Annotated in this window: 16 protein-coding genes and 1 tRNA gene; 6 read left to right on the top strand and 11 right to left on the bottom strand. The window is 58.1% G+C overall.

The window, feature by feature from the left end; all coding sequences use genetic code 11:
* The first annotated feature begins 10 nt into the window (after positions 1-10).
* Complete coding sequence (locus tag GFN93_RS08355; protein ID WP_153500494.1) at positions 11-454, top strand: DUF3332 family protein; 444 nt, start codon at positions 11-13, stop codon at positions 452-454.
* 117 nt (positions 455-571) lie between these two features.
* Here GFN93_RS08355 and GFN93_RS08350 read toward each other — a convergent pair whose 3' ends face one another.
* The gene (locus GFN93_RS08350; RefSeq protein ID WP_153500492.1) at positions 572-1,972 is read right to left on the bottom strand and encodes an aminotransferase-like domain-containing protein; all 1,401 of its coding nucleotides are present in this window, start codon (positions 1,970-1,972) and stop codon (positions 572-574) included.
* Between the two features lie 154 nt (positions 1,973-2,126).
* Here GFN93_RS08350 and GFN93_RS08345 point away from each other — a divergent pair, with 154 nt between their 5' ends.
* The 4 genes from GFN93_RS08345 to recD all read left to right on the top strand — a co-directional run bounded on the left by GFN93_RS08345 (position 2,127) and on the right by recD (position 12,187).
* Complete coding sequence (locus GFN93_RS08345; RefSeq protein WP_153500490.1) at positions 2,127-2,822, top strand: LysE family translocator; 696 nt, start codon at positions 2,127-2,129, stop codon at positions 2,820-2,822.
* A gap of 261 nt (positions 2,823-3,083) precedes the next feature.
* The gene (gene recC / locus GFN93_RS08340; RefSeq protein ID WP_153500488.1) at positions 3,084-6,455 is read left to right on the top strand and encodes an exodeoxyribonuclease V subunit gamma; all 3,372 of its coding nucleotides are present in this window, start codon (positions 3,084-3,086) and stop codon (positions 6,453-6,455) included.
* Positions 6,452-10,072, top strand: coding sequence for an exodeoxyribonuclease V subunit beta (recB, locus tag GFN93_RS08335; RefSeq protein WP_153500486.1), 3,621 nt, complete (start codon positions 6,452-6,454; stop codon positions 10,070-10,072). The genes recC and recB overlap by 4 nt, the downstream gene beginning before the upstream one ends.
* A gap of 186 nt (positions 10,073-10,258) precedes the next feature.
* Positions 10,259-12,187, top strand: a complete 1,929-nt coding sequence (recD, locus tag GFN93_RS08330) for an exodeoxyribonuclease V subunit alpha (protein WP_153500484.1) — start codon at positions 10,259-10,261, stop codon at positions 12,185-12,187.
* 14 nt (positions 12,188-12,201) lie between these two features.
* On the opposite strand, the gene GFN93_RS08325 is transcribed toward recD, so the two are convergent.
* The 7 genes from GFN93_RS08325 to GFN93_RS08295 form a co-directional block, all read right to left on the bottom strand.
* Complete coding sequence (locus tag GFN93_RS08325) at positions 12,202-12,714, bottom strand: FMN-binding protein (RefSeq protein WP_194285773.1); 513 nt, start codon at positions 12,712-12,714, stop codon at positions 12,202-12,204.
* A gap of 41 nt (positions 12,715-12,755) precedes the next feature.
* Complete coding sequence (locus GFN93_RS08320; protein ID WP_153500480.1) at positions 12,756-14,405, bottom strand: lipoprotein insertase outer membrane protein LolB; 1,650 nt, start codon at positions 14,403-14,405, stop codon at positions 12,756-12,758.
* Between the two features lie 36 nt (positions 14,406-14,441).
* Positions 14,442-16,112 carry a class I adenylate-forming enzyme family protein gene (locus GFN93_RS08315; protein WP_194285772.1) on the bottom strand — a complete coding sequence of 557 codons (1,671 nt, stop codon included), beginning with the start codon at positions 16,110-16,112 and terminating at the stop codon, positions 14,442-14,444.
* Positions 16,099-17,016 carry an oxygenase MpaB family protein gene (locus GFN93_RS08310; RefSeq protein WP_153500478.1) on the bottom strand — a complete coding sequence of 306 codons (918 nt, stop codon included), beginning with the start codon at positions 17,014-17,016 and terminating at the stop codon, positions 16,099-16,101. The genes GFN93_RS08315 and GFN93_RS08310 overlap by 14 nt, the downstream gene beginning before the upstream one ends.
* 136 nt (positions 17,017-17,152) lie before the next feature.
* On the bottom strand, positions 17,153-17,779 hold the full coding sequence (locus tag GFN93_RS08305; RefSeq protein ID WP_153500476.1) for a TetR/AcrR family transcriptional regulator: 627 nt from the start codon (positions 17,777-17,779) through the stop codon (positions 17,153-17,155).
* A 141-nt stretch (positions 17,780-17,920) separates the two neighbouring features.
* Positions 17,921-19,045, bottom strand: coding sequence for an acyl-CoA dehydrogenase family protein (locus GFN93_RS08300; RefSeq protein ID WP_153500474.1), 1,125 nt, complete (start codon positions 19,043-19,045; stop codon positions 17,921-17,923).
* 25 nt (positions 19,046-19,070) lie between these two features.
* Entirely contained in the window at positions 19,071-20,273 is a 1,203-nt protein-coding gene (locus GFN93_RS08295) for an acyl-CoA dehydrogenase family protein (RefSeq protein ID WP_153500472.1), read from the bottom strand.
* Between the two features lie 201 nt (positions 20,274-20,474).
* Between GFN93_RS08295 and ylqF the strand changes: the two genes are divergently transcribed.
* A complete protein-coding gene (gene ylqF / locus GFN93_RS08290; protein ID WP_153500470.1) occupies positions 20,475-21,419 on the top strand; it encodes a ribosome biogenesis GTPase YlqF in 945 nt (314 codons plus the stop codon).
* A 291-nt stretch (positions 21,420-21,710) separates the two neighbouring features.
* Here ylqF and GFN93_RS08285 read toward each other — a convergent pair.
* The 3 genes from GFN93_RS08285 to ihfA form a co-directional block, all read right to left on the bottom strand.
* Positions 21,711-21,787 (bottom strand) — tRNA-Pro (locus GFN93_RS08285).
* Between the two features lie 497 nt (positions 21,788-22,284).
* Positions 22,285-22,644: a MerR family transcriptional regulator gene (locus tag GFN93_RS08280; RefSeq protein WP_035230230.1), complete on the bottom strand. Its 360-nt coding sequence runs from the start codon at positions 22,642-22,644 to the stop codon at positions 22,285-22,287.
* The gene (ihfA, locus tag GFN93_RS08275; protein WP_007151347.1) at positions 22,625-22,927 is read right to left on the bottom strand and encodes an integration host factor subunit alpha; all 303 of its coding nucleotides are present in this window, start codon (positions 22,925-22,927) and stop codon (positions 22,625-22,627) included. The genes GFN93_RS08280 and ihfA overlap by 20 nt, the downstream gene beginning before the upstream one ends.
* Positions 22,928-22,930: the final 3 nt, after the last annotated feature.

Below are 22,930 nucleotides of genomic sequence, written 5' to 3'. Positions count from 1 at the left end.
GGAGAAGACCATGAAGAAAGTATTTACCAGCGCGGCCTGTGCCATGATGCTGACCGGCTGTCTTGGCCAGAATGCCCTGTTTGATACCGTACAGGACTGGAACGCCACCGCCACTGGCAACAAGTTTGTGAATCAGGGGATTTCCTTCGTTTTCTGGTGGCTGCCCGTGTATGGCCTGACCCTGTTGGGCGATATCGTGATCTTCAACTCCATCGAGTTCTGGACAGGCACCAACCCGATCAGCAAGGAAGGCGCCAAGGTAGCAGGCACCACCGAAACCGTAACCGACGGTCTTGGCAACCAGGCTGAACTGACCTACAACGCCGATGGCTCTATTTCGGTAGTAGCCACCAGCGAAGGTGTCGAAGAAAGCTATACCCTGATCAAGGAAGACGGCAAAGTCATCAAGATCCAGGATGACCAGCGCGAAGTACTGGGCACCATGCTGCTGTAAGCAAAAATCAGCTAGCGAGTTGCGAGTTGCGAGTTGCGAAAAGCAAAATCCTTGCGGGCTTCCCGGCTGAAGGTTTTGACTTTCGAAACTCGTCACTCAAAACTCGCTTCTGACTCCTCACAACAACCTCGACAGCGTGATCAGCGCCTGCTCCACCCCGTTGTCCCACTTCACAGCGCAATTCATTCGCAAACAGTTGGCAAACTTTCCTGACGCGGAAAACAGAGCGCCCGGTGCAAAGCTGACACCCGCATCCAGGGCTTTTTCCAGCAGGCTGGTGGTATCAATCTCCCCCGGCAGCTCCACCCACAGCACAAAGCCACCGGCGGGACGACTGACCCGGGACTCCATCGGGAATAGTTGCGTTACCCGCTCTGTCATGCGTGCGACTCCACGGGCATGCTCTGCACACAACTGACGCAGAAAGTGTTCGTAGCGGCCTTTTTCCAGGTAGCGAGCCAGCGCCAGCTGAGCCGGCGTGTTGACCGATACCGTATTGATGAACTGGAGATATTCCGCCCGCTCCTGTCGCGAAGACGGTGGTACCAGCCAGCCCACCCGCATACCCGCAGACAAGGTTTTGGACGACGACGAACAGTAGTAAACCAGCCCCTGGGTGTCCCAGCTTTTCAGTGGCCGCGGCCTGGGTCCTGAAAGGGGCAGGTCGCCATAGATGTCATCCTCCACCAGCGGCACCTTGTGCTTGCCCAACAGTGCCAGCAGCGCCTGCTTTTTCTCATCGGTCAGGCACACTCCCAGCGGGTTGGAAAAATTGCTGACCACCACACAGGCAGACACATCCCACTTGTCCAGCGCCAGCTTCAATGCATCCAGCGAAATGCCCTGTTCCGGATCCGTGGGGATTTCCAGCGCCTTCAAACCGAGGGACTCAATCACCTGCAGCAGGCCATAGTAGGTGGGCGACTCGATCGCCACCGTATCACCGGGCGACGTTATGAGTTTCAGTGCGATGGAGACCGACTCCTGGCAGCTGTTGGTGATCAGCACTTCATCCGGCGACACATCACATTGCAGGCTCGCCAGTCGTCTCGCGATCTGGGTGCGCAACTCTGGCGCCCCCGGCGGAAACTCGTAACCCACGCAACGACGGCGCTCCTCGCGCAGTACCGAGTGATACACCCGCTCCATGGCTGCCACAGGCATGAACTCCGGAGCGGGAACCGCTGCACCAAGGTTCACCACACCGGGATCCTTTACCGACTGCAGGATTTGCAACACCCGTTCCTGACCAGTGATGCGTCTCGGCTTGTATCCTGCTCTGGCCACCCGGGGCGGCTTCCTTGCCAGGGCAGGCTGGCGCACGTAGTAACCGGAGCGGGGGCGAGCCTCCAGCACACCGCGCTGCTCCAACTCCCGGCACGCATTCACCGCCGTGGAAACGCTCACGTCATGCTGTTCACTGAGCAACCTGACACCCGGAAGACGGCTGCCAACGGGGTAGACCTGGTCACGAATCAATCCCTGCAGTCGATCTGCCAGTGCCTGATAAAGCGTCATGCCATGTCCCACAGTACAGTTTCTGAAAAGAACAGCAGTACAGATTCCAAAAACGCTCATCTGTGCTGCATCAATTTCGTTTTTTTATATCTGTATTGCCTCACCCTGTCCACCTACTCTTGATGTTCTCTCCCGCCATCACAGGAAACGCAGCATGAGCACGGAACAGTTCCTGGCCTTGATCGGATTCGTCACCGTCATGACCGCCACCCCAGGCCCCAACAACCTGATGCTGATGGCCTCTGGTGCCAACGCAGGGTTTCGGCGCTCCCTGCCGCATATTTTCGGGATTGCTATTGGCTGTCAGGTCATTCTGGTCTGTGTGGCCCTGGGGCTGGGCCAATTGCTGAGCCAGTTCCCCCAAGCCATCAATGTGCTTCGGGCCGGAGGGGCTGCGTATTTGCTCTACTTGTCCTGGCAGCTGCTGCGCAGCGACGGCATTCAGAGCAACAACGCACAAGCGAAACCCTTCACTTTTTTCCAGGCTGCCCTGTTTCAATGGGTTAACCCAAAAGCCTGGATGATGATCCTCACCGGTGTGGCCACCTTCACAGATCCCACGGACTTCAGCATCAGCGTGGCAATAGTGGCCGGCGCCTTTCTGTTGATTGGCCTGCCACTGATCAGTAGTTGGAGCCTGTTTGGTGCCCTGCTCAAGCAATGGCTAAACGAAGGCTCACGATTGGCCCTGTTCAATCGCACCATGGCCTTGTTGCTGGTGGCCTCATTGATACCCACCTTTGGATTGCAAGCCAACGAAGCACGCCTTCAGGACGAACCTGCCGCAGAGACTATCAAGACACCCACGCAGCAAACGCAACGGGAGCCCTGGTGGCTGAGTGTGATGTAGCGGTAGTGAGTGAGCTGCGAGTCATTGGGAGCCAGTTTCGATAGGCGATAAACACTGCCAGCGTCGGGCTGGCGTGGCTTATCGCCACCGACCACTGATCACCCGCCTCTTGCAACGAAGCAGCACGACAAAAACTGTCTCACCGGGCGTTTAGCCTGACCACAATTGCGTCAGGAAGCGCCCCTTGCGGTGGCGTCCAGAGCCCTTCTCGCTTAGGCTAGATCCTTTCGTTTAAACCCAATTCCATGCCAAGGATGACCCATGCAAAACGGGCTGATGGTGCTGCACAGCAACCGTCTGGAAACGCTCACGAAGCTGGTGGCTGACTGGCTGCAACGCCAGCCTCTTTCACCTCTGGAAACCGAAACCTTTCTGGTGCAATCCAATGGCATGGCGCAATGGCTGAAACTGCAACTCGCTGACGCGCTGGGTATCAGTGCCGGCTTCCGTTTCCAGATGCCCGCCCGTTTTCTGTGGAGTGCCTATCGCACGGTCCTCGGCGAGCACAAAGTGCCGCGCACCTCACCGTTCGACAAGTCCCGTTTGCTGTGGCGACTCTATCGTTTGCTTCCCTCTCTGCTGGATAAAGAGCACTTCGGCCCATTGCGCCACTTTCTGGCCGATGATCAGGATGGCCGCAAGCGCCATCAGCTGGCCGAGCGACTGGCCGACCTCTACGATGCCTATCAAGTGTACCGCGCCGACTGGCTGACCGATTGGCAGGCGGGCCATGACCAGCTGCGCAAGGCCGAAGACCGCACGGCCTTTGATGACTTCCCTGCCAGCCAGCTCTGGCAAGCCCACCTGTGGCGCGCACTGCTCGCCGATATGGACAGTGACAAACGAGCACTGAGCCGCAGCGCCATTCATGACGACTTTATCAATACCCTGAAGAACGGAGAGGTGCCGGCCGGGCTGCCACGTCGACTGATCATCTTTGGCATCAGCGCCCTGCCCCAGCAGTCTCTGGAAGCCCTGGCCGCACTGAGCCAGCATTGCCAGATCCTGATGCTGGTGCAGAACCCCTGTCAGCATTACTGGGCAGACATTGTTGAAGATCGCCATCTGCTCAAGCGGCAATTGGAGGATCGCAAGCGTCATCGGGATTTGTTGCCGGAAAACCGGGTTAACCCTTTGCTGGCCGCATGGGGCAAACAGGGCCGGGACTTTATTGGTCTGCTCTACGATCATGATGACCCGGACCATTACCGCAGTGCCTTCCAGAATCAGATTGACCTGTTTGAAACGATTGAGCCGACCACGCTGTTGAAGCAGCTGCAACAGGATATTCTCGACCTGGAACCACAGCCTTCGCCCGATCAGCGCCCCGTACTTCAGGCAGACCGCTCCCTGCATTTTGCTATCGGTCACAGTGCCCAGCGGGAAGTGGAAATCCTGCAGGACGCCCTTCTACAGCGTTTTGCTGATGATCCTTCCCTGCAGCCCCGGGATGTAATTGTCATGGTGCCGGACATCGAAGCCTATGCCCCTTATATCGATGCGGTGTTCGGACGGCTGCAACGGGACGATCCCCGTTACCTTCCCTATACGCTCAGCGACCGCAGCGCCGGTGCCGCGTCACCCATGGCCCAGGCGATAGAATCACTACTGCATCTGCCGCAGTGGCGCTTCACCGCCGGTGACATTCTGGACCTGCTGGATGTACCCGCGGTGCGCCAGCGCTATGGCATTGAAGAAACCGACTTGCCCCAGCTGGCCAGCTGGATTGATCAGGCCCGCATCCGCTGGGGACTTCACAGCACCCAGCGCCACACACTCGATGTGCCTGGCTTTGAACAGAACAGCTGGGGCTTTGGCCTCAAGCGCATGCTGGCCGGCTACCTGATGGGGGATGGCCCGGCCTGGAACAACATCCAGCCACTGGATGAGGTGGCCGGACTCGGTGCCGAGCTGGCCGGTCGTCTGTCTTGTCTTCTGGATAGCCTGGAGCATCACTGGCAAGCCTTCCGCAGTGTCGCAACCCCAAGCGAGTGGCAGCAACGCTTCAGTACGTTGCTGGACGACCTGTTCAAACCTGAAGAACAGGACGATCAGGGACTGGATGCGGGATTGCGTGATGCCCTGAATGACTGGCTCGCAGCCTGCTCGGAAGCAGACTTCAACCATACACTGCCGCTGACGGTGGCCCGTCGCCCCCTGCTGGATGCCCTGAATTCGGAGAGCCTGTCCCAGCGATTCATGGCGGGTCGTATCAACTTCTGTACCTTGATGCCCATGCGTGCCATCCCGTTCCGGCATGTGTGCCTGCTGGGCATGAAAGACGGCGACTATCCGCGCCCCCAACAACCCATGGACTTTGACCTGATGCGCCAGTGGGGCAACTACCGGCCCGGTGATCGTTCCCGCCGGGATGACGACCGCTATCTGTTCCTGGAAGCCCTGCTCAGTGCCCGTGACAGCCTCTATATCAGCTGGACCGGTCGTAACGTGCGCGATAACAGTGAACGGCCACCCTCAGTACTGGTGGCGCAGTTGCGGGATCACATCAATCAGCGCTGGCAAAGCAACGACGGAGCCCCTGTGGATGCTCTCACCCAGGCGCATCCGCTGCAGCCCTTCAGCGCCCGGTATTTTGATGCCGCCAACGATGCCCTGCGCACCTATGCCAATGAGTGGCGCGTGCTGCACGATGGGCAGGCGCCGATGGTCAACAATGATCAGCCGCTGCCTCCGCTGGAGAACCAGGAACCGGTCAACTGCACTGCACTGGGCAGGTTTCTCAAACAACCTGTAGCGCATTTTTTTGAGCAGCGCCTGAAGGCGCGCCTCAAGCAGGATGCTCAGGTGCTCGACGACAGCGAACCCTTCGCCTTTGATGGCCTGCAGCGCTTCCACCTTCAGGACCAGCTGATCAGGGACGCCCTGCACGCGGGCCCGGAGCAGGCTCAAGGCGCCATGCACGCCACCCTCGACAGACTGGCCGCCAGTGGTGATCTGCCCTTGCACCCGTTTACGCAAAGCAGCCGTGACAGCCTGCTGGTGCCACTGGCCGAACCGTTGGAGGATTTTTTCACTCTGCTGGCGCAGAGTGGAGAACTGCAACCCCAACAGGAAATCCGCCTCTCTGCCGGACCGCTTCATCTGGAAGACTGGCTCACCGACTTGCGGGGCGCGAAAGGCAACCCGCAACGACTGGTGCTGCAAACCGGCAAGCTGGAAAAGCGTTACGAGAAACTGACCCGGGACTGGGTCATCCACCTGGCGGCCTGCGCCGCAGGCTACCCGCTGACGACGCATGTTCAGGGTCAGGATGGACGCTTCACCCTGCAGCAGGTCAGCCAGGCGGCAGCCCAGGGCTTGCTGGATCAGATTGGGTACGCCTGGCAGGAAGCGCTGTGTCATCCGCTGCCCGTGGCTTGTGCCACGGCCTTCGCCTGGCTCAGTGAGGACAATGACGAGAAACGTCGGCAAACCGCAGAGCGAAAATACACCAGCACGGACTTCAACCACGGCGAAGTGGATGATCCCTCGCTGGCACGGGCATGGCCGGATTTCGAAACGTTGTGGAAACAAGAAGCAGACGGACAACCTTTGTTCGAACACTGGACAGAGCAACTCTATGAGCCCCTCTACCTGAATAGCCACTGGGCCGAGCTGGGGGGTGCCGTATGAGCGAGCAGAGCGAGGTGCAGGAACCGTTGCTGCCGATTACGTTTCCCCTGCATGGCACTCAGTTGATTGAGGCCAGCGCGGGCACCGGCAAGACCTTTACCCTGGCCGCCCTGTATCTGCGACTGGTGCTCGGCCACGGCGAGGAACGCGCTTTTCAGCGCCCGTTGTTGCCGCCGGAAATTCTGGTCGTGACCTTCACCGAAGCGGCCACGGAAGAGCTGCGCGAGCGGATTCGCGATCGTCTCGCTGATGCAGCCCGTACCTTTGCCGATCCTGACGCCACCGCCGACGACCCGGTTCTGGCACAACTGCTTGCGGATTACGCCGAGCCCGAGCTACGCCAACAAAGCGCCCAGCGTCTGGATGCGGCAGCCCAGTGGATGGACGAAGCCGCCATCTACACCATCCACGGGTTCTGTAATCGCATGCTCAAGCAGCATGCCTTCGACTCAGGCAGCCTGTTCAGTCTGGAGCTGCAGGAAGATGCCAGCGAGGAACAATTGCAGGCAGCCCGCGATTACTGGCGCAACATTATTTCCCGGTTCCCGGTGAGCGCTGCCAACCAGTTACAGAGCGAGGGGCTGGGCAATCCCGACACCCTGCTCAAGGAAGCGCGTCCGCTACTGGGCCTGAAAGAGGCAGACCCGGACGCCTTGCCGGACAGCGTACAAAAGTGGCTGACTGAAACCGATCCGCAGGCAGAACTGGACCGACTGGCCCGCCAGCAACTGGCCGATGCCCTTCCCGACTTTGTGTATTGGGTTCGCGGCGCCCAGGACAACAAGTGGCTCAATGGCAACAGCTATCGCGCCAAGAGTGTGCCAGCCATGCTCAAGGTGCTGAAACGTTATGCCAACGGTGAAGGGCTGCGCGAGAAGGATTACGACACCCTGTTCAAGTTTTCAGAAGACGGCCTGAAACTGACCAAGAGTGGCCAGGAGCACCGCCCAAACTTCGACTTCTGCAAGACGCTGGACCGCGTCATGGCCGGCCGGGCAAACACCCGCCTGCCGCGCACCGACCTGCTCGCCCATGTGGCCGCCTGGATTGACCGCCGTGTGGATCAGGTCCGGCGACAAACCGCCACTCTCGGCTTTGATGACATGCTGACCCGCCTGCGCGATGCGCTGGGAGGCGCCAATGGCGAGCGGCTGGCCGCGGTGATCCGCGAACAGTTTCCTGTTGCCCTGATTGATGAATTTCAGGATACCGACCCGGTCCAGTACGGCATTTTTTCCGCGCTCTATGAGAATCAGCCCGACACCGGCTGGTTCATGATCGGCGACCCCAAGCAGGCGATCTACGCGTTCCGCGGAGCTGACGTTTTCACTTATCTGAAAGCGCGCAAGGCCACGGAGGGCAACCACCATACCCTCGGCAAAAATTTCCGTTCTGCGCATGCCATGGTCACTGCGGTGAATGAGCTCTTTACTTACAGCGACGAGACCTTTGGTGATGTGTTCCGCATGCAGCAAACCGGGAATCCCTTCCCCTTCAAGAAGGTAGCGTCGCAGGGCCGTAAGGAAGCGCTTGAAATCGACGGGAAGAAAAAGGCGGGCATCACCCTGTGGGTGGAAGATCGCGACAAGGCGGTGAGCGCAGGCCAGTACCGTGCGCAGATGGCAGAACGCTGCGCCACTGAAATCACCCACCTGCTCAATGGCGCAGAAAAAGGCGAAACCGGATTCCGCAAAGGCGACCAGTTCCGCCCCCTTCACCCCAATGACATCGCCATCCTGGTGCGCGACCGTACCGAGGCCAGGGCTATTCGTGATGCGCTGATGGCACGCTCTGTGCGCAGCGTCTATCTGTCCGATCAGGATTCGGTCTTTGCCCAGCCGGAAGCCGCCGACCTGCTGCTGATTCTGCAGGCTTGTGCTCACCCGGAATCCGATAGCCGGGTGAGAACGGCCCTGGCTTGCGCCTCTCTGGACATGGCTTACGTGGAGCTCGATGCCATCAATCAGGATGAAGTGCGCTGGGAGCACATGGTGGAACAGTTCCATGCCTATCGTCAGCAATGGCAACAACAGGGCGTGCTGCCCATGTTGCGCAATCTGCTGATGGATTTTCATGTCCCGGTACGGCTGAGCCAGAGCCTGGATGGCGAACGGGCCCTGACCAATCTGCTGCATCTTGCCGAACTGCTCCAGCAAGTGGCCACCCAATTGGACGGCGAACAAGCCCTGATCCGCTATCTTGATGAAACCGTGGAACAGCAGAACAACAGCAGCAAGGAAAGCATCCTGCGGCTGGAGAGTGACGACGACCGGGTCAAGGTCATCACGATTCACAAGTCCAAGGGACTGGAATACCCGCTGGTGTATTTGCCGTTTATCTGCAGCTTCCGGCCCGCGGACAAGAGCAAACCGCCCCTGCGTTTTCATGATGATGATCGCCTGCATGTCTCTCTGGAGCCCGATGCAGATGACGAACGCAAGGCTGATGAAGAGCGACTGGCTGAAGACATGCGCCTGCTCTATGTGGCGCTGACGCGGGCCTGCCACACCTGCACCCTGGGCATCGCGCCCTACGTGAAAGGCAACGGCAAAGTAAACCAGCTGGAAAGAAGCGCGGTGGGTCGCCTGCTGTTTGGCGAAGGAGTGGAGAACGAAAAACTCACCCGAGCACTGTTAGCCATCTCCAGCGATGCGGTGACGGTGACCGCGCCGCCGGAAAGCAATGACGAGCATTATCTGCCTGCGGAACAGACACTGACACTGCTGCCTGCGCAGCTGCCGCCAAAGCACTCACGTCAGCCCTGGTGGATTGCCAGTTACAGCGCGCTCAAGCAGGTGCAGGAAACCCTGGCCCCTGCCGATCCACGCAGCGACCAGCTGGCCGAACAGCCGGATCAGGACACCACACCAGAGCAGCAGCCCTTGCCAGGCACCATCCATGCTTTCCCGCGCGGCGCAGCCCCCGGCACCCTGCTGCATGATTTTCTGGAACAGGCCGCCAACCAGAACTTTGTTGCCACACTGGAAGCCCCTGAAGATTTCGAAATAGCTCTGGATGAAAAACTTCAGGCCCGTGGCTGGCAGGATTTCAGTGCCGTTATTCGTCAGTGGTGGAAATCCACATTGAGGACCGGCCTGCCACTGGCACAAGGACAGGTATCGCTGCATCAGATGCAACAGTATGTGCCCGAGATGGAATTCATGCTGCCGGCGCATCAAGTCAGCGTAGCGGAGTTGGATCAGCAGATCCGCCAGCATATCCACCCGACACTGCCTCGCCCCCGCCTGGAAGCGGATACGCTGAACGGCATGCTCAAGGGGTTTATCGATCTGGTGTTCGAACACGAAGGCAAATACTACGTACTCGATTACAAATCCAACTGGCTGGGTGTGGACGATAGCGCCTACACCGCCGATGCCATGACCCGGGCAATCCTCGACAAACGCTACGAGGTGCAATACGTGTTGTACCTGCTGGCGCTGCACCGTCTGCTCAAGAACCGTCTGGGTGAACACTATGACCCGGAGCTTCATCTTGGCGGCGCCGTTTATGTCTTCCTGCGCGGCATGCAGGGCCCGGCGGCGGGCACGGTATTCGACCGGCCGGATACGGCGTTGATTGAAAGCCTGGATGCGATGTTCGGAGGTGAGGAATGAGAAGCGAGCTTCAAGCTACAAGCTTCAAGCTACAACACGGGAAAGTCTGTAGCAGCCCGCCAACCATTTTATCCGCGATTCAAAGAAACACGAACGCGGGCACGCCTTATCACAGCCCGATAGCCTGTTTCGCGCCTTGCAGCTTGAAGCTTGTAGCTTGCAGCTCATACTCCCGGAGGGCTTGCCATGCAATCTGACATGTTCACTGCCCTCCACTGGGAGGATGCCCTCAAGCAACTGCGCGACAACGGACAACTCCGGGATCTGGATGTGGCCATTGCGCGCTTCCTGCAACAGCAGTGCGGTGATGCCAGCCATACGGTGCTGATGTTGGCCGCCCTGGCCAGCAACCAGCAGGCCAGTGGCCATTTATGCATTGATCTTGCCAACCCGGACCTTGAGCAACAGCTGTGGGGCACCAGCACACCCGAGAATGTTCAGGCTTTGCTGCCAGGCACAGCAAAAGCCTGGCTTGAGGAGCTTGAGCAGAGCCCCCTGGTCAGTCAGGACGGCAGCACCCCGCTGGTGCTGGATAACCAGCGCCTCTATCTGAAGCGCAACTGGTCCCAGGAATTGATCGTGGCGAAGGCCATTGCCACCCGGCTGGCCACGCCCTCCGGATTGTCTGCGCAGCAGCTTTATGGCCCGCTTCAGGCCCTCTTCCCGGATAGCGGCGATGGGACTAACTGGCAGCAGGTGGCTTGCGCGCTGGCCAGCCGCAGTGGCATCGGCATCATTACCGGCGGCCCCGGTACCGGCAAAACCACCACCGTGGTGAAGCTGCTTGGTCTGCTGCAAAGTCTGGCCATGGAGGACAACAAACGTCTTCGTATTCGGCTCGCTGCCCCCACCGGCAAAGCTGCTGCGCGACTGACCGAATCCATCGGCGATCAGGTAGCCGCCCTGCCCGTGCCAGACTCGGTACGGGACAGTATTCCCACCGAGGTCACCACACTTCACCGGTTGCTGGGTACCCGACCGGATTCACGCCATTTCCGTCACCATGCCCACAACCCGCTGCACGCAGATCTGGTGGTCGTGGACGAGGCCAGCATGATCGACATGGACATGATGGCGAGCCTTCTCAGTGCGCTGCCAGCCCATGCGCGATTGATTCTGCTTGGTGACAAGGACCAACTGGCCAGCGTAGAAGCCGGTGCAGTGATGGGCGACCTTTGTCGTCATGCCGCGGGTGGACATTATCAAGACAGCACGCTGGAGTTCGTGGCACAAAGCTGCGGTGCAGATATCGGCCATTTCAGCGAAGCGGTAAAAGGGCCCGGCACAGCGCTGGCGCAGTGTACTGCCATGCTGCGTACCAACTGGCGCTCCAAGGACAGCCCGGGCATCGGCGCTCTTGCCACCGCCATCAATGAAGCCAATCTGGCAGACATCCGTAACGCCTTCAAACACTATGCTGACAGTCTTTACCGCCGCCAGCTGACCAGCGATACCCAGCAACTGGAAAGGCTACTGGTGGAAGGCAGCGCCGGACATGATGGTCTGCGTAGCGTGTTTACTGCTGTTCAGACGCCGCCACATGATTCACACGAACTGGATCGCTGGGCTGCAGGCCTGCTAAAACAACTGACCCACCAACAGCTGCTCAGCGGGCTGCGCAGTGGCCCATTCGGGGTGGAGCAACTCAACCAGCGCATGACGCACTACCTGCAGCAGCAGGATCTGGCACCGGAACGGGAATGGTATGCCGGCCGACCGGTGATGATGACCCGTAACGATTACCAGCTGGGTCTGATGAACGGCGATGTGGGGCTGACCTTGCCCGGTACTGAAAACGAGCATGGCCAACGCGTGTTGCGGGTGGCCTTCCAGCTGCCGGATGGGCGCATCAAGTGGGTGCTGCCCTCCCGGCTGGATGGCGTGGAAACGGTGTATGCCATGACGGTGCATAAATCCCAGGGCTCCGAGTTCCGGCATACCCTGCTGGTGCTGCCGGACGCTCCCCACCCGCTGCTCACCCGTGAACTGATTTACACTGCTGTCACCCGGGCGCGAGAAACCTTCACGCTGCTGGAATCCGGGAATTCCGGTGTCTGGGATAGCGCCGTCAATAAACCCACCCGGCGTGCTTCCGGGCTGGCGTCACGACTTTGATTAATGGCGATGGATCAGGGCGATGGGGTAGCCGACTCAGTCACCGCTTGATGCAGCAATAGCGCCACGGCTGCCACACGGTTCATGGCATCCACGGAAAGGGTGGCTCCGGTGATGCCATCCACTTCTCGCGAAAGCTGCAAGGAATCGGTAAGAGTCACGCCGAGATATTGCTCACGAAAACCCGCCTGATGGACTTCACCACCCCGGGGCTCTCGGTAGACGAGCAGTTCAAGTACGGCTATCTCAGCGTCCGGCTTCACACCAATGCCGATGGTCATTGGCTGGTCCTTGCTCTTTTCATCAATGATCCAGGCGGTGGTGCCGTCCTGCTGCCAGTAGCGTAATCGCATACCGTTGTATCGATGCCCCAGTGCGGCTTCTATCTGATCACGGAGCTTGCCGCGAATGGGGAGCAACGAGATATCCGGGACATGATCACCATAAACCTTGGCCAGAAAAGCGTTCGGTTCAAGATACTCAGTGACATCGTAAGCCCTTACGATGCCCGGCAGGCACAACGTCACCAACAACAATCTGATCGTGTTGAAACAGCCGCACCCTCTCATCAGTTGACGATCCGTTCCTTGTCAAAGAAGGCTTCGATCAGCCACTGGTTGTAACCGCCCAGGCGCTCACCTTCCAAACGGGCTTCTGCCTCCTTGTAAATCGGATGATATTCCAGAGACTTGGGCACCAGTACCTGAGCCGTCCAGGTGGCAGCGCGAATCCAGCCGTAGTTGAACTTCTGCCACCAGCCGTATTTCATTTCATACTGATCCCGGATGCGAGGGGGCAACTCGGCAGAGGTGATGATTTCCTGCCCCCAGAGTGGCGCGATCATCCAGATAGACCGGGGATCGAACAGATCTTTCTTCAGCTGCAAGGCATTGGGCGTTACCGTCAGCTGGGGGCTATTCCACATGGCTTCGTTGTAGGCCATGAATTCATTCCAGTCCGCCGGGAGGGCGCTCTCCGGAATACCGAACAGCATGGCGAACAACTTGGTTTCTTCATAGAACTGATTTTTTTCTTCGGGCGTCAGTTCGTGCTCCAGTTTCTCATACATGTGCACGATGGTTTCCCACAGGGTGGCATGCACCCAGATCATGGCACTGATTTCATTGGCCCGGTACTCGGAACCATGATCGAAGGCCCCCGCCTGTTCGGTCATCTTTCCGTCGATTTCTTCGTGGATATCACGCACCTGATTGGCAGAGGCCATGGCCTGGGGAATACTGCCAAAGACCATGCTGGAAATATGATAGAAGGTACGGCGGGCACGTCCCAGAGGATCTGTGCGAACATCAGAGTGCTGATCAATGCCAGCCGTTACCCAAGGGTGAGCAACCTGCAACAACAAGGCTCGACCGGCCCCAAACGCTGGAGGGGCACCCAACCCATCCAGTTTCCACATCATGGAATCCGGACCGAACAGTCCCTCTCGGGGGTTCGGCATCTTGCCATTGTGAATCTTTGCCAGTTGGCGGCAGAAATCCACCTCGTTGATCCAGCGCGGCAGTGGCGCCCTGCCATCACGGGGAACCAGCTGGGCCACCACGTCACTGGATGGCTGCGGGTCTGAACCAGCCACGACCATCTCTTCGCTGACACCCTGATCACAAGGGTGCGTCAGATAGCCGGTTTCACCACGGACCAGATCCAGCCTCAATGACGTGTCTTTGCTATCAAATTTAATCTCGGAGGGAAGTCGATACCCCCCCTGCAGAGACATATATTCGCGGTAGTCGATATCCCAACCGGCCTCTTCCATCCGGTCGATTTCATAGGTGTCATCCTGATAGATGACCGCCTTTGCCGTTGCCGGCAACCCCCTTAACCAGTAAGAGAGGTTACTGGTGCTGATGCTTGATTTGATGTGCTTCGCCACAGACATCGCCTCGGCACCACCGATCACGTCCAGCGTTTCGCTGCCAGGCTCAAACACATTACCGCGGATAATCACCTTGGGTTCACCCACAGGCTCATCCATTAACACAGCAAGCTCATAGCTCTCACCGATCTGCTGATAGTAGAAGTAACTTTTGCTTTTTTTTCCGTCGGTAAAAAGCGCCAGCTTCCCTTCAACCCGCCACTCACTCATCCCCTCTGGGGATTTGGGCACATAGTGTGATTCCTTAAGGGACGAGCAGCCTTGTAAGGCAACCATCATTACAAGCAAAACGGCTTTGGCATGACGCAGCAGAACATCTTTCATGAGCTCTCTCTTTATTATTCAAATGGAAGACCAGCGTTATGCCGACTGTCGTAATGCCTTCTTGTCCATCTTGCCAACCGAGGTCAACGGGATTGCGTCGATAAAAAACACTTCCCTCGGCACCTTGTAAGGCGACATGTTTTCCCGACAGAAACTTTCCAGCTCGACTTTCAGATCCGATTCGCTGCGATCACTACCCGGCATCAGCTGCACATAAAGCTGTACCACATCATTACCGGGACGCTGGGTGTCCGGGCGTCCCACAACCGCACACATGGCTACCCAGGGGAGGCTCTGGACCTTGCTCTCCACTTCAACAGAGAACACCTTGTACCCCCCCACGATCAGCATGTCCTTGCTGCGATCACAAACACGAATAAAGCCATCTTCATCCATGACGCCCACATCACCGGTGTACATCCAGATCTTGCCATCCACTTCACGCAGGGATTTCTGAGTGGCCTCTGGCATCTCCAGATACCCCTGCATGACCTGGGGACCCGCAGCAATAATCTCTCCAGGCTCGCCCAGCGGCATCAGGGTTTCACCGTCTTCAGCATCGACGATGCGGACATCGGTACCCGGCAGAGGAATACCCACATGGGCTTCCTTGAAATGCGAGGCAGGGTTGAGGGTGATGACCGGGCTGGTTTCAGTCATGCCATAGACTTCACAGAACTTGCCTGCGCCCACTATGCTTTCCAGTTTCTTAACCTCTTCCTTGCCGAACGGCGCCGCCCCGGAAATGGCCATACGCAAACCGGAGAAATCCAGGCTTTTGAACGTGTCGTTGGCACACAGCATCTGGTACAAGGCCGGCACTGCTGCCAGCACTGTAGGCGTACGACTATTCATTTCACTGACGAAGTGATCGATATCACGGGGATCCGGAATCAGCAGAAAAGTGGATGCGGTACGCAGGGCATTGAACAGCACCGCCGCGCCACCGATGTGAAACAAGGGGAAGGCTGAGGCGACTGTTTCTTCACCCGTACGGTAGCCATAAAAGACATTGGCTTGCAGGTTGTTCATGAACAGGTTGCGTGACGTCAGCCTGGCGCCCTTCGGCAGGCCCGTCGTACCACCGGTGTACTGCAGGTATAGCACCTTACCCATGTCGACGCGGGTATTAACTGGCTCTGCAGCTTCCGGCAGGTGGTCATGCAGAGAAATGCCCGTCACGCCCTCAACGGTTGTATCCAGCGCGTCGCCCTCGCCAGTCAGGATATCCATCGGACCGGAAACGATCACCGTACCCAGGGAGGGGACCTTGCCCAGTACCGGCTGGACAGAGGTCTGCCAAAACGGCATCAGGGTCATCAGGATCTTGATCCTGGCGTCGTTGGCCTGATGAGTGATTTCCGGCGGGGTCATCAGTGGGGAAATGCTGGTGGTCACCATACCCAGACGGGCCGCCGCAATGAAACCAATCACGTATTGCGGTGTGTTGGGCAACTGCATGCCAAGCACATCGCCTTCTCTCGCTCCCTGGCTGGCGAACAGCGCAGCCATGCGGTCCGCCAGGGCATCCAGTTGTTTGTACGTGAGAGCCTGCCCCAGGAAAACCAGTGCTTCACGGTCCGGGAATTGTGTCGCGTAATCGCGCACGTAGTCAGACAGGGTCTTCTCAGGCAACTCCGGCAGAGTGTGCCAGTCCTTTCCCAGCGATTCGTAGGTCGAAAGCCAGGGACGATTAACCGAGTTCATAGTGCGCACCTTTCAGCGTTTTATTGAGGTTATAGGCTTCAGGGTGTTGGCGAGCGTCCTTGAATGCTTTTCGGGCCAGCGGAATCAGTCGAAGCGTTTTGGGTGTCAGGGCATGCATAACCCGATAAAAACGGCACCATGCCTTGAACAAGCGCTGATCATTACGGGTCCACGGAATAGCAAACTTCTCACGATACTGATCTGGCAACGTGGCCTTCAGAATAAAGCGCATAAAACGCCCCATCACCGCCCGGATCATCTTCCAGGCAAACTCCGGCAGCCAATCAACCGGGGGCTTCGGTATCTCAAGATAGTGGCTGGGTGCGAGAAGGTCTTTAGCCACATCTGTCATCTCGAGCTTATCTTTGATCATGCCGTGAAAATATTCCCAGTATTCGCTTTCGTTGGCGGGCAAGTCCTGGTCGCGGATCCCCATCAGCATGCCAAGCTGACGCCATTCCTTGAACATGGCGGCGCGCTGCTCGGCCGTGGGCGAGCGGCCCATCAGCTCGTGCATGCGGATGGTGGCGTCATACCCTGTGATATGTACCCAGCTATAGGCTTCAGGGTTAAGCGCAAAATACGTGTTGCCTTGCTTGTCCACGCCCTTGATCGAGCGGTGCAGGTCGTACAGTTTGACGCCCATATCAATGGCCTTTTGTGGGCGCGCATAGACAATCGGCCAGAGCAATTGGGTGGAGCGCCTGGCGCGCCCCCAAGGATCGGTTTTGTAGACCGAGTGCTCGCCTACACCGGCATCAATGATGGGATGGGATACCTGCAGCACGAAGGCCTGAGGCAGCATGAGATTGAACCGCCAGGAACCAAAGTCATGCCAGGTGTAGGAGTCCGGGCCAAGGGGAGTCAGAACGGGACGACTGGATTGCTCGGCGGCCTTTGCCATGGTTGTTTCCTGCGCATCAGATTGAGACGAAGAACAAAATACGTCTCATCGATAAGCATAACAAGCCACCCATACATTTTTCTGAAATGTGTATCTGCCGCGAACACGCGGCACAGAATGACGTGGGACGTCGGGGTTACCTGGAGAGCAAGGGACGCAGGTAAAGCTCCGCCACCTTGCGAACGCTGGCTTCATCCGCAGGATTCATAACGCCATCCGGGGACAGCACCATGGATTGCACAAGGCGCAGCATCAGCTCGGCCAACATTTCACTGGACTGGTCACGGATGTCTCCCTCCTTCTTTACCCTGTCCAGCAGGCTGGCCAGGTAGATACGGAAGAAGCTCATCATCTGCCACAAGCGTTGGGTCAGCATGGGCAAAATAGTTTCAGGTTCAGATGTCATCAGGCGCCGTAAAAGAGGGTGTCCGTAGGCTCGCGTCACCGCCAGCACAAACGATTCAAGCACTCTTTCCAGCCCTCCCTCGATGCTGCGCAAGTCGTCTTCAATCTTGGATAATTCACGCTGGCACTCTCTCAGAATCACTACCTGAATAAGCTGATCCTTGTCAGAGAATCGTCGATACGCCGTTGCCCGCCCCACTCCCGCTTTGGTAGCCACGTCTTCCATGGTGGTGCGGCGCAGGCCAAATTCCGTAAACAGCTCCAAACCGGAATCCAGCAATTTCTGGTAGGTTTTGTCCCCCTCCGGCACCTTCAGATTCTGGAAAAAGCTCTGGGTGACAGTGGCTGCCTGTGACATTTAGACTCCGGAGTCTCATCATTTTAGAAAATTTTATAACTCATGAAGCCTGTGGCCGTAAACCGTGCCGCCATCATCATTGGCGATAATTGAAAAAGCGGCCTGCAAGGACCGCTTTTGTTTTTCCCTCTGAATCAAACCTCATGCAGAACGGGCCATCTCCATCAGGTGCACATCAGCGTTACCGAACAGGCCATCCACCGCGGTGAGACGCTTCACAAAATGGCCCACATTCAACTCATCGGTCATGCCCATGCCACCGTGAATCTGGATCGCTTCCTGCCCGATTTTGCGCCCGGCACGCCCCAGCTGTGCCTTCATTGCATGCACTGCCTTGGCAGCATCGTCATGGCCTTCCGCCAGCTTCATGGTTGCGGCCATCAGCAGCGACCGGGTTTGCTCCATGGCGATGAACATGTCCGCCATGCGGAACTGCAGCGCCTGGAACTTGCCGATGGGCAGGCCAAACTGCTTGCGGGTCTTGCTGTATTCCACGGTGTCCCTGAGCAGCACTGCCAGGCTGCCCGCGCACTCGGCAGACAGGGCCAGCAGACCCTCCAGCAGCACAGCGCGGGCGATGTCATAACCCTGGTCCAACTCACCGATGCGCGCCGCCTCAGCGACCGTCACATTGCTGAAGCGAATCTCGGCCCCCTGACGACCATCTACGGTGCGATGGGGAATGCGCTCAATGCCTTCAGCATTGGCATCCACCAGGAACAGGCTCAGGCCGTCCTTGTCGCCGGGCTGACCAGCCGTACGGGCCAGCACGATCAACTGATCCGCGTGGTCACCGTTCAGCACGCAGGCCTTGGTTCCATTCAGTACCACGTCACCACCCTGCACGTCGCCCTTCATGGCGGTGTTTTCCAGGGTAAAGACACGCTCGTATTCTTCTGCGGCAAAAGCCAGCTGCAGGCCGCCTTCCAGCAGGGAAGGGATGGTTTCTGCCTGTTGCGCTTCAGAGGCATGACGCAGGAACCCCCCACCCAGTACCACGGTGGCAATGTATGGTGCCATGATCAGGCCTTCACCCAGTTCCTGCAGCAATACCATGGTCTCCAGTGGGCCCATGCCCAAACCACCATGCTCTTCGGCAAAGGGCACGGCCAACCAGCCCAGCTCAGCGAACTGCGCCCAGGTGGCTTCGTCCAGCGGCATCAGCTTCTTGTTCTGGCGGTGTTTCTCTACGTCGTGGTTATCACGGACAAAACGCTTGGCGCTGTCCGCCAGCATTTGCTGTTCTTCACTCAACTGAAAATTCATCAGACTTCTCCTGGTTGGCGGACGCTTACAAACCCAGCACGGCTTTGGCAATAATGCCGCGCTGGACTTCGTTTGAGCCGCCGTAGATGGAGCAGGCTCGTGAGTTCAGGTAATGGGGCATGGCGGTAAGTGCATACTCGGGGCCAATCACCGGCTGTTCGGCGCCGGGCACCAGCGCCTGCGGCTGCCAGATAGCGGCCTGGGCGCCGAGGGTGTCGATACGCAGCTCGGTGACTTTCTGCAGCAGCTCGGTGCCCAGAATCTTGGTCATGGAAGACAGCGCACCCGGATCCTTGCCCGCTGACAGCGCAGACTTTATGCGCATCTCGGTGAATTCCAGTGCCAGAACATCAGCGGAGACTGAGGCGAACTTGTGTTGCCACAGCGGATCCTGGCTCATCGGCCCCTGTACCGTCTGCTGCTTTTCCGCCATCAGACGGATCTTTTCCAACTGCACGTTCAGGCCCGGCGCGTATTCCTGGCCGCCACGCTCGAAGGTGAGCAGATACTTGGCCACGGTCCAGCCATCGTTCTCCGCACCCACACGGTTCGCCTGGGGAACGCGTACGTTATCGAAGAACACCTGGCACTGTTCAGTGACTTCATCCAACCCCACAATCGGCTCGATGGTGATACCCGGCAGATCCATATCCAGCAGCAGGAAAGTAATGCCCTGCTGTGGCTTGCCATCCTTGTTGGTCCGCACCAGTGCAAACATCTTGTTGGCGTAATGGGCGTAGGTGGTCCAGATCTTGGTGCCGTTGATGATGTAGTCATCACCGTCTTTCTCGGCAAAGGTCTTCAAGGAGGCGAGATCAGAACCGGAGCCGGGTTCCGAATAACCCTGACACCAGAAGTGTTCGCCGTTAAGAATCTTGGGCAGGTATTCGTTCTGCTGTTCTTCGGTGCCACAGCCGATCAGGCAAGGGCCACACATGTGCAGGCCCATGGGCACCAGCGGCGGCGTCTCTGCGCGCACCAGCTCTTCAGCAAAGATAGCGCGCTGGGTCACGCTCCAGCCGGTGCCGCCGTATTCTTTCGGCCAGTGAGGAGCGGCCCAACCCTTTTGATTGAGGATTTTCTGCCAGGCCATGGCTTCCTTCACCGGCGCAAACACCGAGGTCACCATCTTGCCCGCTTCCCGAATCTCGGGAGTCAGGCTTTCCTCAAGAAAGGTCCGCACCTCTTCCCGAAATGCTTTCTCCTGCTCCGGCACACGCAGATCCATACCGTACTCCGCTGTTATCAGAATCAATGATATACAGTGTATACGATGGCCTTTGAGACGCTTATGACGAGACGTATCACCCCTCTGGAGAAAACCGTCATATGCCATTTCGTTACGGGCTACGCCCTTCAATCGCTCAGCAGGACATCTACAGACCCGCTATAATCCCGCAACTTTGCTTTTCCAGAGACAGGCAGCCCAATGAGCATCAACTGGTTCCCCGGCCACATGAACAAGGCCACCCGAGAGATCCACGACATCCTCCCGAAGGTGGACCTGATTATTGAGGTGGTGGACGCCCGCCTGCCCTACAGCAGTGCCAACCCGGTGATCGAGAACTTCCGAGCCGACAAGCCCTGCCTGAAACTGCTAAGCAAATCCGATCTTGCCGATCCGGCGGTGACCCAGCAATGGCTGGATCATCTGCAACAGGACCCCAGCGTCCGCGCCATGGCCATCACTACCCAGAACCCCGAGCCGACCCGCAAACTGGCCGATACCTGCCGGCAGATGGTCAACAAGAAGATTGATCGCGCCACTACCATCACGGCCCTGATCACGGGCATTCCGAATGTGGGCAAGTCCACCCTGATTAATACCCTGGCCGGTCGCCAAGTGGCCAAGGCAGGGAATGAGCCTGCGGTGACACAGCGCCAACAGCGCATCGAACTTGGTGAAGGGCTGGTGCTGATCGACACCCCCGGCATCCTCTGGCCCAAGATCGAAAACCCGGCCAGCGGCTATCGCCTGGCCCTTTCCGGGGCCATCAAGGCCACCGCCATGCAGGATGACGACGTGGCCCTTTATGCCGCGGAGTTTCTGATGGAGGCCTACCCGGAACTGATGAAGGAGCGCTTCAAGCTTGATGCGCTACCCGCTGAAGGCGTGCCGTTTCTGGAAACCATCGGCCAGCTGCGCGGCTGTCTCGGCCGTGGCGGGCATGTGGATTTCGACCGCACGGCCACCCTGCTGATTAACGAGTATCGCAGTGGCAAGCTGGGCCAGATCACTCTGGAAACCCCGGCCATGGCGGAAAAGGAACACGTGAGGGTCGCTGAAATCCGAGCCAGCAAGGCGCAGGAAAAAGAAGAAAGGAAGAAGGCAAGAAAGGCCGCCTATAAGGCAAAGGCAAATAAAAAGGCCTGACGCCTGACGCCTGACGCCAATGATGAAACCGTAGAGCGAAAATGCCACATGGGCATCTCCGTCAGAGTGACCCAAAGGTCAACGGCGCAGATGGGCCCACCCGCAGGTTTTGCCGCAAAAGAGACCGGATTATTGCCCGCCGCGGGAGTTTGCCAGAAAGCGATGAGGGCTCAATCGAAGGCAAATCGCTTGCAGGCAAGCTCCCACCGCGACTCTGACAAAGGAAGCACCCGCAGAGCGGGCATAAAAAAAGCCCGGCATAAGCCGAGCTTTTTAGATCCGACCAAAATTTGGTCGGGGCGAGAGGATTCGAACCTCCGACCCCTTGCACCCCATGCAAGTGCGCTACCAGGCTGCGCTACGCCCCGAGGCGCTTTGTCAGCAGTGCTAACAAAGCGGCGTGCATCATAGCGGATTCATTCGCGGGATGGAACCAGTAAACGGCTGATTGGTCAGGGTTTGAGCGGCGACAAGCCACGAGCTTCAAGCTGTAACGCGTCACAGGGCATCTGTACTCGTTGCCCAGTGCCGGCCCCAGAAGCGGGGCCCCTTCCACACCACAAATCCAGCCTTCCCCATGGGAGCGGTCGTTCGACCGCGAAAGATGTCACCCTCAACTCAAAAGGGCGTGGAGCTTCGCCCTGTCAGTATGATGCGCGGAGATAGCTTTCCCGTAGGCGAGGCCTCGCTCGCGTTGTAGCTTGTAGCTTGGGGCTTGGGGCTGTGGCTGAAAAGGATCGCCTGTGGGCAGGCTCCTACTGTGAGCCGGGAGGAGGCGGGAGTCGATCAGGCATGAAAAAGCCCCGGGGCATGGCCACCGGGGCTGTTTCGCTTTCAGGCAAGCTCCCAAAGGAGCCAGCCCTGATCAGGAGGCCTTGAGCACGTCCAGAACGTCTTCCAGCTCCACAATCATCTGCTTGATCAGCTGATGATACTGGGTGGCCGATTCAGCATTGGCGCCACCTGTAAGCTGTTGACGGGCGCCACCAATGGTGAAGCCCTGATCGTACAGCAGGCTGCGGATCTGGCGGATCATCAGCACGTCCTGGCGCTGATAATAACGACGGTTTCCGCGGCGCTTCACCGGCTTCAATTGGGGGAATTCCTGCTCCCAATAACGCAGCACATGCGGCTTTACATCGCACAGATCGCTGACTTCGCCAATGGTGAAATAACGCTTACCCGGGATCGCCGGGAGTTCGTCGTTATGACTTGGTTCCAGCATAGGCCTCAACCCGTTGTTTTAATTTTTGTCCTGGACGAAATGTCACCACCCGACGCGCCGTGATTGGGATTTCCTCTCCGGTTTTCGGGTTACGTCCGGGCCGTTCGCTTTTGTCTCTGAGATCAAAATTACCGAAGCCTGAGAGTTTCACGGGAATGTTGTTTTCAAGGGAATGGCGGATCTCCTCGAAGAACATTTCCACCATTTCCTTCGCTTCGCGCTTGTTAAGGCCAAGCTCTTCGAACAGGCGCTCGGCCATGTCCGCTTTGGTCAGCGCTCCCATGAT

This window comes from Alcanivorax sediminis (genome assembly GCF_009601165.1).
GTDB lineage: Bacteria > Pseudomonadota > Gammaproteobacteria > Pseudomonadales > Alcanivoracaceae > Alcanivorax > Alcanivorax sediminis.
The sequence above is the reverse complement of the archived record's forward strand: the minus strand, read 5'-3'. Positions and strand labels throughout refer to the sequence as shown.

What these genes read in the sequence shown, in the direction of transcription:
- GFN93_RS08305 (WP_153500476.1), bottom strand. Translation starts at nt 17,779, where the DNA reads ATGTCACAGGCAGCCACTGTCACCCAGAGCTTTTTCCAGAATCTGAAG.
- ylqF (WP_153500470.1), top strand. Translation starts at nt 20,475, where the DNA reads ATGAGCATCAACTGGTTCCCCGGCCACATGAACAAGGCCACCCGAGAG.
- recB (WP_153500486.1), top strand. Translation starts at nt 6,452, where the DNA reads ATGAGCGAGCAGAGCGAGGTGCAGGAACCGTTGCTGCCGATTACGTTT.
- GFN93_RS08345 (WP_153500490.1), top strand. Translation starts at nt 2,127, where the DNA reads ATGAGCACGGAACAGTTCCTGGCCTTGATCGGATTCGTCACCGTCATG.
- GFN93_RS08300 (WP_153500474.1), bottom strand. Translation starts at nt 19,045, where the DNA reads ATGAATTTTCAGTTGAGTGAAGAACAGCAAATGCTGGCGGACAGCGCC.
- recD (WP_153500484.1), top strand. Translation starts at nt 10,259, where the DNA reads ATGCAATCTGACATGTTCACTGCCCTCCACTGGGAGGATGCCCTCAAG.
- GFN93_RS08310 (WP_153500478.1), bottom strand. Translation starts at nt 17,016, where the DNA reads ATGGCAAAGGCCGCCGAGCAATCCAGTCGTCCCGTTCTGACTCCCCTT.
- GFN93_RS08315 (WP_194285772.1), bottom strand. Translation starts at nt 16,112, where the DNA reads ATGAACTCGGTTAATCGTCCCTGGCTTTCGACCTACGAATCGCTGGGA.
- GFN93_RS08355 (WP_153500494.1), top strand. Translation starts at nt 11, where the DNA reads ATGAAGAAAGTATTTACCAGCGCGGCCTGTGCCATGATGCTGACCGGC.
- GFN93_RS08295 (WP_153500472.1), bottom strand. Translation starts at nt 20,273, where the DNA reads ATGGATCTGCGTGTGCCGGAGCAGGAGAAAGCATTTCGGGAAGAGGTG.
- ihfA (WP_007151347.1), bottom strand. Translation starts at nt 22,927, where the DNA reads ATGGGAGCGCTGACCAAAGCGGACATGGCCGAGCGCCTGTTCGAAGAG.
- GFN93_RS08280 (WP_035230230.1), bottom strand. Translation starts at nt 22,644, where the DNA reads ATGCTGGAACCAAGTCATAACGACGAACTCCCGGCGATCCCGGGTAAG.
- recC (WP_153500488.1), top strand. Translation starts at nt 3,084, where the DNA reads ATGCAAAACGGGCTGATGGTGCTGCACAGCAACCGTCTGGAAACGCTC.
- GFN93_RS08350 (WP_153500492.1), bottom strand. Translation starts at nt 1,972, where the DNA reads ATGACGCTTTATCAGGCACTGGCAGATCGACTGCAGGGATTGATTCGT.
- GFN93_RS08320 (WP_153500480.1), bottom strand. Translation starts at nt 14,405, where the DNA reads ATGAAAGATGTTCTGCTGCGTCATGCCAAAGCCGTTTTGCTTGTAATG.